This is a genomic window from Herbaspirillum sp. UBA812 (assembly GCF_002296545.1).
Lineage (GTDB): Bacteria > Pseudomonadota > Gammaproteobacteria > Burkholderiales > Burkholderiaceae_D > Herbaspirillum > Herbaspirillum huttiense.
Genome location: NZ_DBIC01000011.1, coordinates 1 through 9,326 on the forward strand (window position 1 = coordinate 1; position 9,326 = coordinate 9,326).

14 protein-coding genes and 1 pseudogene are annotated in these 9,326 nt (G+C 60.6%); 2 read left to right on the forward strand and 13 right to left on the reverse strand.

Translation table 11 applies throughout. The features are described from left to right. The 10 genes and pseudogenes from B3873_RS00475 to B3873_RS00520 form a co-directional block, all read right to left on the reverse strand. Positions 1–499 (reverse strand): annotated as a pseudogene (locus B3873_RS00475) (histidine kinase); the annotation flags it as partial. 161 nt (positions 500–660) lie between these two features. Beyond that, positions 661–1,158: a response regulator gene (locus tag B3873_RS00480; protein WP_232729739.1), complete on the reverse strand. Its 498-nt coding sequence runs from the start codon at positions 1,156–1,158 to the stop codon at positions 661–663. An 83-nt stretch (positions 1,159–1,241) separates the two neighbouring features. Next, positions 1,242–1,871, reverse strand: a complete 630-nt coding sequence (locus B3873_RS00485) for a response regulator (protein WP_286863500.1) — start codon at positions 1,869–1,871, stop codon at positions 1,242–1,244. A gap of 346 nt (positions 1,872–2,217) precedes the next feature. Beyond that, complete coding sequence (locus B3873_RS00490; RefSeq protein WP_008326489.1) at positions 2,218–2,547, reverse strand: BON domain-containing protein; 330 nt, start codon at positions 2,545–2,547, stop codon at positions 2,218–2,220. 136 nt (positions 2,548–2,683) lie between these two features. Then, on the reverse strand, positions 2,684–3,061 hold the full coding sequence (locus B3873_RS00495; RefSeq protein ID WP_039788833.1) for a hypothetical protein: 378 nt from the start codon (positions 3,059–3,061) through the stop codon (positions 2,684–2,686). Between the two features lie 185 nt (positions 3,062–3,246). Continuing rightward, a complete protein-coding gene (locus tag B3873_RS00500; protein ID WP_034338221.1) occupies positions 3,247–3,459 on the reverse strand; it encodes a CsbD family protein in 213 nt (70 codons plus the stop codon). 72 nt (positions 3,460–3,531) lie between these two features. Then, entirely contained in the window at positions 3,532–4,095 is a 564-nt protein-coding gene (locus tag B3873_RS00505; protein WP_034338218.1) for a ferritin-like domain-containing protein, read from the reverse strand. Positions 4,096–4,216: 121 nt separating this feature from the next. After that, positions 4,217–4,531: a DUF883 family protein gene (locus B3873_RS00510; protein ID WP_034338215.1), complete on the reverse strand. Its 315-nt coding sequence runs from the start codon at positions 4,529–4,531 to the stop codon at positions 4,217–4,219. Positions 4,532–4,976: 445 nt separating this feature from the next. Continuing rightward, positions 4,977–5,159, reverse strand: coding sequence for a hypothetical protein (locus tag B3873_RS00515; RefSeq protein WP_034338212.1), 183 nt, complete (start codon positions 5,157–5,159; stop codon positions 4,977–4,979). A gap of 38 nt (positions 5,160–5,197) precedes the next feature. After that, a complete protein-coding gene (locus tag B3873_RS00520; protein WP_034338209.1) occupies positions 5,198–5,395 on the reverse strand; it encodes a CsbD family protein in 198 nt (65 codons plus the stop codon). 344 nt (positions 5,396–5,739) lie between these two features. Here B3873_RS00520 and B3873_RS00525 point away from each other — a divergent pair, with 344 nt between their 5' ends. Both B3873_RS00525 and B3873_RS00530 read left to right on the forward strand, forming a co-directional pair. Continuing rightward, positions 5,740–5,901 carry a hypothetical protein gene (locus tag B3873_RS00525; RefSeq protein WP_286863509.1) on the forward strand — a complete coding sequence of 54 codons (162 nt, stop codon included), beginning with the start codon at positions 5,740–5,742 and terminating at the stop codon, positions 5,899–5,901. Between the two features lie 78 nt (positions 5,902–5,979). Beyond that, a complete protein-coding gene (locus tag B3873_RS00530) occupies positions 5,980–6,444 on the forward strand; it encodes a PA2169 family four-helix-bundle protein (protein WP_286863510.1) in 465 nt (154 codons plus the stop codon). A gap of 125 nt (positions 6,445–6,569) precedes the next feature. On the opposite strand, the gene B3873_RS00535 is transcribed toward B3873_RS00530, so the two are convergent. The 3 genes from B3873_RS00535 to B3873_RS00545 are packed head-to-tail and all read right to left on the reverse strand — an operon-like array spanning position 6,570 to position 9,308. Then, a complete protein-coding gene (locus B3873_RS00535; protein ID WP_034331852.1) occupies positions 6,570–7,295 on the reverse strand; it encodes an ABC transporter ATP-binding protein in 726 nt (241 codons plus the stop codon). Between the two features lie 15 nt (positions 7,296–7,310). Next, a complete protein-coding gene (locus B3873_RS00540; RefSeq protein WP_034338203.1) occupies positions 7,311–8,078 on the reverse strand; it encodes an ABC transporter ATP-binding protein in 768 nt (255 codons plus the stop codon). A 15-nt stretch (positions 8,079–8,093) separates the two neighbouring features. Next, the gene (locus tag B3873_RS00545; RefSeq protein ID WP_121037801.1) at positions 8,094–9,308 is read right to left on the reverse strand and encodes an ABC transporter permease subunit; all 1,215 of its coding nucleotides are present in this window, start codon (positions 9,306–9,308) and stop codon (positions 8,094–8,096) included. Positions 9,309–9,326 lie beyond the last annotated feature (18 nt).

Consider the following 9,326-nt stretch of genomic DNA (forward strand, 5'->3'; position numbering starts at 1 on the left):
GCAGACGCCAGTCATGCAGCAGCAAGGCCAGCGCCATTAGCACGAAACCGACTGACATCAAAGGAGGAACGGCCAGTGGCGAAATCGGATGCGCACCATCCAGCGGCAACCAGCCCAGCGTGTACATCACGCCCTGCACCAGCGAGGCCACACCCAGCACCAATAGCAATACGGCAAGGCCGACGGCCAGCTTGCGCACCGAAGGACGGCGCGCGCCGGAATGCATGCAGCGCAGATAGAGCGCCGAAGCGCCCAGGATGAAACCGCCCGCCGTCACCTCCCGCACGGCCAGCAGGCCCGAGAGCAGGCGGCGATATTCTTCGCCCAGCAGGCCGGTCACCAGCACCACCACGCCCAGCAGGATCACCGCCATGGACAGGCCCATGGCCAGCGTCACCATGCTGCTGTAATGCGCGTGTGACGCGGCAAAATACTCCACCGATGCGCTGTTCTGGAGATCGGCGGAGGACGGACGAAGGCCGTCATTGTTCTTCTGCATCGTCGAAAATCCCTTGCTTTGGTGCGACCCGTGCCGCCTGCGCGCCTTCTGCGGCGGCCTGCTTGCCATGATCGGTTCTGATTGTCTGATCCATCAAGGTCGCGCCGAACTGCCCTGGCGACATGCTGGGTAGCTGCACCACATGATGCAGCAAAAAAATCTTACATTCCGCCCGTCTGGGCCGGCCCCTGCGGCGGCGTATTGTTGCTCGATGAGGTGCGCCCCAACTTGCCCGCTCTCTTCTGTGCCAGCTCTTCCAGCAGGTCACACAGCAGCGGCAATTCGGACGACTTGTCAAAGAAGTGCTGCACCCCGCATTGCACTCCCACGCGCCGATAAGTCGGGCTCACATGATTGCTGAACACCACCTTCACCTCGCTCTGGCGACGCGTATTGGAACGGGCCAGCGACTGCAGCAGGCTCATGCCATTGCCCTGCTTCAACTGGATGTCCAGGATCAGGACGTCATAGCTGTTCTGCTGCAGATGGCGCAAGGCCTCCAGTTCGGTCTCGGCGTAGCCCACCAGGCGCACGCCGGCGATTTCCGACAGGCTCTCCACGATCAGGTCCCGCACGTCCTCCGAATCCTCCACCAGGAAGATCCGCAAGGGCGTCCCGTCGCTGTCGCGCTGGGCCCTGCTGTTGAGATTGTCATCCATGATTCGCCGTACCACTCTTCCTTGCCTGCCGCCTGGCCAGAATGGCCAGATACGGCGACATATCCGCCCGGGGGAAACCCGGCTCAGTCGATCAGATTGTTCTTGATCGCGTAATAAATGATGTCCGCGTTGTTGGTCATGCTCATCTTCTGCAGCACGCGCGAACGATAGGTACTCACGGTCTTGACCGACAGGCACAGCTCGTCGGCGATCTGCGTCACACCCTGGCCTTGGCCGAGTTTGTAAAAGATCTCGTACTCGCGCTGCGACAAGGTTTCATGCAACGGCTTTTCCGAATCCACCGGTTCGCTGGTGAGCAGCTCGGCCACGCCATAGCTGATGTACTTGTGGCCGCGCAGGATGATGTTGATGGCATTGACCAGTTCGGTCGCCAGCGCTTCCTTCTGCACGTAGCCGGAGGCACCGCTGCGCAGCACCTGCACCGCATAGCGGCTCTCGGGGTGCATCGACAGCATCAGTACCGGCAACTCCGGTTTTTCTCGCTTGATCTGCTTCAGCACTTCCACGCCACTTTTGTCGGGCATGGCGATATCGAGCAACACGATATCCCAGTCCTGGGTTCGCACCAGGCGAATGGCTTCTTCCGCCGTGCTGGCCTCGCCGCCGATTTCCATCGACGGAATTTCCGAAATGAAGTGGTGCACACCTGCCCGTACGACCGCGTGGTCATCGACTACAAGTATTTTTGTCATGGCATTTTTGAGCGGTGAATTGATACTTCAGCGCCGTTGGCGCTGCTTGGACCTGTTTTATGTTTGTACTCGATTCCGGCTCGGACCCTGCACATGATTCCGTACAGCAATCTGTACACGATTCACGCGCGGCCTGCGGCCGGCATCGCTGCCTCCCTGTCCTGACAGGCCGGCTGGCCTGCCCCTGCCTGGCAGCAACGGGTTCCAACTATACCTGACAGGCCCTGACCTGTCTTCTTGCGAAACGCACCGGATCGCCCCGATGCGCTTTGCAAGTGGCACGTCCACAAGCTGACAAAGCGCGGACCGGTCAACAGACCGGCCACGCGCTTGCAAGTTCCCAGCGTTATTGCTTCAGGCGCAGGTCATTACGCACCGAGACCACACCCTTGACGCCACGGGCCAGTTCGGTGGCGCGGGCAGCGGAGGTGGAGCTGGAAACGAAACCGGACAGCTGGACCACGCCCTTGTAGGTTTCGACGTTGATTTCAGCCGACTTCAGGTTCGGCTCGTTGAAGATGGCAGCCTTCACCTTGGTGGTGATGACGGCATCATCGACGTATTCGCCGGTGCCTTCCTTGCCCGGGCTGGATGCGCAGCCCACCAGGGAAACCATGAACAGGGCCAGGAAGAAACCGAGGAAACGCTTGGTCAGGGACATTTTGGTCAGCGACATGATGAAACTCCTTTGAGTTGGTTTGCGCAATCAGGTGACTGCGACAGGAACGAGATAAAGAATTTGCCTTGGATCCGCCCGGGCCCCTGGCCCGGTGCAAATCCACTGCCATTGCGCTCAATCGCGCGGGACAGGATTACTTGCCGAACTTGGCCTTGGCATTGGCCACGCACTTGTCCTTGGCGTCGCCGCTCATGGCATCGCACTTTTCCTTGGCGACGTCATAGTTGGCGTCGTTCTTGTCCTTCATGGCGTCCTTGTCGGCTTCCACGCCCTTGCGCTTGGCCTTGGCGTCAGCGATGGTGGATTCGTGGGCCGCCTTGGCTTCCTTCTCGCAGACGTCCTTGTCGTTGCCCTTCAAAGGACCGCACTTCTTCTTGGCCATCTTGTAGTCGGCATCGGCCTTGGACTTGTCGGCCTTGTATTGGGCCGCTGCCGGATCGGCTGCGAAGACTGCGCCATGCATGCCGATAGCGGCTGCGCCGAAGATCATGGTTGCGATGATTTTTTTCATTGTGTCCTTCCTCATGGTTTGCTTGGGTTGCGGCCTGGGGCCGTATTCTTATGCAGGCCGGCATGGTGACCGGCCTGCGTCCTGCACTTGCGCTTGCACTCACTCACACTCACACACTCCAACTCCTTGCCGTACCTTCGCCGGGACTGCGCGCCCGGCGGCGGTACGTCGACAAGCAGGGGCGCTTACTGGCGCAGATCCTTGTTGCGATCTTCCCAGTCGCGGATCTGCTTTTCGGCTTCGTCCTTGCTCACGCCGTAGGCTTCCTGCACGCGGCCGGCCAGCTGGTCGCGCTTGCCGGCGATGACGTCGAGGTCGTCATCGGTCAGCTTGCCCCACTGTTCCTTGGCCTTGCCCTTGAATTGCTTCCAGTTGCCTTCAACGATGTCCCAGTTCATGTCAGTCTCCTTGCAAAGTTGCGGGAACGGATTCCCGGAATGGTCGGCTGTTCCAGTACGTTCTGCGCGGGCTTACAGGCCCAGCAGATCGCTCATGTCGTCTGCGTGCTCTTCTTCCTGCGCCATGATCTGGATCAGCAGGTGCTTGGTGGTCGGATCGTCGTCGCCGATGCGTTCGATCATCTGGCGATAGGCTTCGATGGCCACACGCTCTTCCACCAGGTTGGCGCGAATCATGTCCTTGATGTCTTCAGACTCGTCGTATTGCGCATGGCTGCGCTCGGCGATGGTCTTCGGGTTGAAATCGGGCTCGCCATTGAGTTGCACGATGCGCTCGGCAATCTGGTCGGCGTGGCTTTGCTCTTCCTGTGCGTGCGCCAGGAACTCGCCCTTGATCGCTTCCACGTTCAGGCCCTTGGCGGTGTAGTAGTGGCGCTTGTAGCGCATCACGCACAGCAGCTCGGTGGCCAGGGCATCGTTCAACATCGCCACGACTTCTTCGCGGTTGCCGCGATAGCCTTCGGTGACGGCACCGTCATCGATCTTCTTGGCGGCGGCACGGATGGCGTCCTTGTCGAGGTGGAAGCTCTGCTTGCTCTTGACGTCGGTCTTCGGTGGATTCTTGGTCATGGTCATTCCTTCTCTCCGGTTTCTTGACTAATGCGCGCTTCGGCTTTCATCGCCGGCAGCGCGCCTGGCTGGATCCGGACTGGCCCAAGGGCTGCACCGGGTTCCGGGAAAATGCTTTGCTCAGTGCTCAGTAGCGGTCCGCGCTGCGGCCCACGGCCAGGCCGACCAACAGGCCGATGCCGGTGCCGATGGCAATGGCACGCCACGGGTTGGACTGCACGTAATCGTCGGTGCTGGTGACGATCTGGCGACCGGTCTCGACTACCGCAGCCTGGGCGTCCTGTGCGGTGTTGAGTGCTTGTTCCAGCAGATCCTGAGCGCTGGCACGCAGATCGTCGGCCTTCTTGCCGGTGGCGTTGGCGGCCTCGGCGAAGAGGTCCTGAGCTTGTTGCAGCAGGGATTGCACGTCGGTACGGGCGGTCTTGAACTTGTTGGCTTGCATGCTTGGCCTCCTTGTATGCGTTACGGTTTGATCGGGGTGGCGAGGATGATCCGGCCACCCGGGGTGAGGCGTTCTCACGGTGTTGCTCACATCAGGTACTGCAGCACGATCAGCATCAGCACCGGCACACCCAGAAGCCATCCGAGCACGAGCTTGTCCATGATCTCCTCCCTTGTTTTTGGTCATGCCGGGCGGTTGCGGACTGACTCGACGCAATTTCCGGCGCCTTCGTTGATGCTGTCCTGCTGCTGTGTTGCCTTGTATTACCTGGTCTGTTACCTGTATTGCGCTGAGCTGCTTTCGCGGCATCTGCTGGCTGCCTGATGCGGTTTGTCGCTTGCCTCAGCGAGTCAGGTGCACGATACCGATGCCTTGTTGCGCTTTGTATCGGAGTCAACCCGATTGGCGTGTAGGACAAAGGCCCATCAACCTGCGTTGCCGCCTGTCACCGCACGCGGCGGCGGGCCGCCGGCGGCGGGCTGCCGCCCTCGTCTTCCCAACGCTGCAGGGCAATGTCCTGCTGGCGCTGGTCGCGGCGCTGCGCCTGGCGAGCCAGCATGCGCAGGCTGGCACCGACGGCCACACCGGCGATGCCGGCGGCCCACAACAATGTCTTTCCGAAACTCATCAATGCTCTCCTTCGGTTTGCGTCGCAGCGGCAGAGCCTTACAGCGAACCTGCACGCTGGCGCAGCGAGCGCTTGATCAGATCCTGCGCTTCGCCGACGGCGTGCATGATGCGACCATCCATCTGGCGGCGCTGTGCGGCACGCTGCAGTTGCACGTTGCCCAGCACCGATCCCACGCTTTCCTGGAACTTGCCGAGGGCAAAGTTGAACTGGCCGGTGATCGTCTTCTTGTTCATGATGCGGTTCCTCGTGGTCAAGGGTTCAACATGGATTGAAAGGGGCGGTGCAGGTCTTGCGTGAACTTGTCCGCGATCTGCAGTGGCGGCTTTTGGCTGCTCGGCTGTGACCGTGAACATCATGGGAAAAATGATAGCGAGCGCCTACTGTTCTGCTCTATAGGACGGCGGCCGATTGTTTTGTAGGACAAAGCGGAAAGCCTTGTCAGCATTGGCGTTTCGGCGGGTCGGGTGGTGCTCACCGTAGCGTTTCAGGCAGCAAAAAGCTGGGCCGTTTCCTACATCGGCTTGCGGTCCCGTCCGATGGAAATCGATACGCCCGGATCTTAGGATGGAAGTGTGCAATGACGGTCCCGTTTCGTCCGGCAGGTGAGCAAGGGGAAAAACGGATCGTTGACCATTTACCTGAACCCGACAAGGAGAACATCATGGGCAAGTATTTTCTCGCATGGCTGTGTGGCGTCCCGGCATTCCTGCTGGTGCTGATCTATTTCTTCGTCCACTGACCGACTCACTGCCGCCTCCATTTGCATCCGCGCTGCAGCGGTGCGCGAAGAGCGCGAGCCACAAGAAAGGAAGACAACATGACCAACGACCACCTGATTTCCACCCTGAACGACCTGATCCAGATTTCCATCGATGGCGAAAAAGGCTTCCGTGCCTGCGCCGATGATGCACAGGAACGCTATATCCCCTACAAGGAAACCTTCAGAGATCGCGCGACGGCCTGCGCCCAGGCCGCGCTGGACCTGCAGGACCTGGTGCAGCGCTTGGGCGGCGAACCGGCCAGCCACAGTACGCTGGGCGGCACACTGCACCGCCAGTGGGTGAACCTGAAAAGCGCCATCACCGGACGTGATGACGAAAGCATTCTGGACGAATGCGAACGCGGCGAGGATGCCGCCGTCAACGCCTATCGCAAGGCCTTGAGTGAAGAGCTGCCGACCGATATTCGCCTGGTCATCGAGCGCCAGTATCAGGGCGTGCTGGCCAACCACGACAAGGTGCGCAGTCTGCGCAATGAAGTGCGGGCGCGCAAGGCGGCCTGATGCAGTGATTGTTCATCCCTGCGTCATCGTGGTTGGATGACGCAAAAAAAGCGCAGCCTCGGCTGCGCTTTTTTTCTTCGATCCATCACAAATGATTTATATCATTTACGAATTAAACGATCGACTCAACCCTCACCCAGATAAGCCGCCTTCACCCGCGGATCATCCAGCATCTGCTGCGCCTGCCCTTCCATGGTGATCAGGCCCGACTCCATCACGTAGCCGCGATGCGCCGCCTGCAGTGCCAGCTTGGCGTTCTGTTCCACCAGCAGGATGGTGATGCCCTGTGCCGACACATTGCGGATCACTTCAAAGATCTTCTCCACCATGATCGGCGACAGACCCATCGAGGGCTCATCCAGCAACAGCAGCTTGGGATGGCTCATCAGTGCGCGCGCCATGGCCAGCATCTGCTGTTCACCGCCCGACAAGGTCCCCGCCATCTGCGCCGCACGTTCCTTCAGGCGCGGAAAGACCTCGAACCAGCGGTCGACGTCGGCCTGGATCTGGCCCTTGTCATTGCTGGTGTAGGCACCCATCAACAGGTTTTCCTGGATGCTCATGCGCGTGAAGACGCCACGGCCTTCCGGTACCATCGCCAGCTTGTCCTTGACCAGCTCGAAGGACTTCTTGCCCTTGAGCGGATTGCCCATGTAATACACGTGGCCGTCGACCTTGCTGCTGGGCAGCGTGCCGGTGATGGCCTTCAGGGTGGTGGTCTTGCCGGCGCCATTGGCGCCGATCAGGGTAACCAGTTCACCGTCGTTGACTTCCAGGCTGATGCCCTTGACGGCCTTGATGCCGCCATAGGCCACGCTCAGTTGGTCGACTTTGAGAATGTTCGTTGTCATGTTCTGTGGTCTCGCTTAATGTCCTGCACCGAGGTAGGCCTCGATCACCGCCGGGTTCTTCTGCACGTCGGCCGGCACGCCTTCGGCAATCGGCTTGCCATAGTCCAGCACCGTGATGCGGTTGCACAGGCCCATCATCAGCTTCACGTCGTGTTCGATCAGCAGGATGGTTTTACCTTCGGCCTGGATCTTCACCAGCAGCTCGCGCAAGGCCAGTTTCTCGGTAGCGTTCATGCCGGCCGCCGGTTCGTCGAGCGCCAGCAGCTGCGGATCGGTCGCCAGGGCGCGCGCGATTTCCAGGCGGCGCTGGTCGCCATACGACAGGTGGCGCGCCGTGCGCTTGGCGAACTGGCCGATGCCCACGAAGTCCAGCAGCTGCTGCGACTTGGCGCGGATCGCCGCCTCTTCGTCGCGTGCTGCCTTGTGGCGGAACACGGCACCGAAGACGTTCTGCTTGGTGCGCACGTGGCAACCGACCATCACGTTTTCCAGCACGGTCATTTCACCGAACAGACGAATGTTCTGGAAGGTACGCGCGATGCCGGCCTTGGCCACTTCGTGCGGAGCGCTCGGCGAATAAGGCTTGCCGTCCAGTTCGAAGCTGCCGGTATCGGGTTGGTACAGGCCCGTGATGACGTTGAAGAACGTGGTCTTGCCGGCGCCGTTGGGGCCGATCAGGCCATAGATCTGGCCGCGCTCGATGGTGATGCCCACGCCATTCAAGGCTTGCAGGCCGCCGAAACGCTTGCTGACGTCACGGATCTTGAGCAGTGTTTGTGTCATGTTCTGTGCTCCAGATTAAGCTTTGACTTCGCCGGTGGTACCGACTTTGGTGTGGTCCACTTCGGGACGGTCTTCATGGCGCGGCGAGGGCCACAGGCCAGCCGGACGGGTCAGCATGATGATCACCATGGCCAGGCCATAGAGCAGCTGGCGCAGCACTTCCGCATCGATCCAGACCTTGCCGAAGATGGCCATCTGCAGCGGCTCCACCACGTGGCGCAGCACTTCCGGCAGCGCCGCCAGGATCACGCCACCCAGCACCACGCCCGGAATGTGGCCGATGCCGCCCAGCACCACCATGGCCAGCACGGCGATGGATTCGGTCAGGGAGAAGGATTCCGGCGAGACGAAGCCCTGGAAGGCACCGAACATGGCACCGGCCACGCCACCGAAGGACGCGCCCATGGCGAAGGCCAGCAGCTTGACGTTGCGGGTGTTGATGCCCATCGCCTTGGCGGCGATTTCATCTTCACGGATCGCCACCCAGGCACGGCCCAGACGCGAATCCTGCAGGCGGCTCGAGAAGAAGATCACGAAGATGCACAGCACCAGGAACAGGTAGTAGTACGCGTTCACCGACGGCAGGTTCATGCCGAAGATCTTCAGCATCGAACCCGAACCCGGTTCACCGGCCAGCGAGACGCCGAACACGCGGATCGGGTCGATCAGGTTGATGCCCTGCGGACCGTTGGTGATGTTCACCGGCGCGTTCAGGTTGTTCATGAAGATGCGGATGATCTCGCCGAAGCCCAGCGTCACGATGGCCAGGTAGTCACCGCGCAGCTTCAGGGTCGGCGCACCCAAGAGCGCACCGAAGAGCGCCGCCAGCACGCCCGAGATCGGCACGATCAGCCACAGCGACAAGTGGATACCGTTCTGCACGATCTGCGGACCGCACAGCCAGACCAGGAAATTGCCGATGGCCGGATAGGTGTTGATGAAGGACTCGATCACCGCGGCGAACTGCGGCGAGGCCAGCAGACCGGCGGTGTACGCACCGATGGCATAGAAGGCGATGTAGCCCAGGTCCAGCAGGCCGGCAAAACCCACCACCACGTTCAGGCCCAGGGCCAGCATGATGTAGAGCAGCGCCATATCCATGATGCGCACCCACGAATTGCCGAAATGCTGGGCGATCATGGGGAAGATGATCATCAGCGCCAACAGCGCCAGCAGGCTGAACCGCGCCTGCTGGGGGTTGCGCTTCATGTCGAAGGTCATGAGAGCCATAGTGTTCTCTTCCGATTT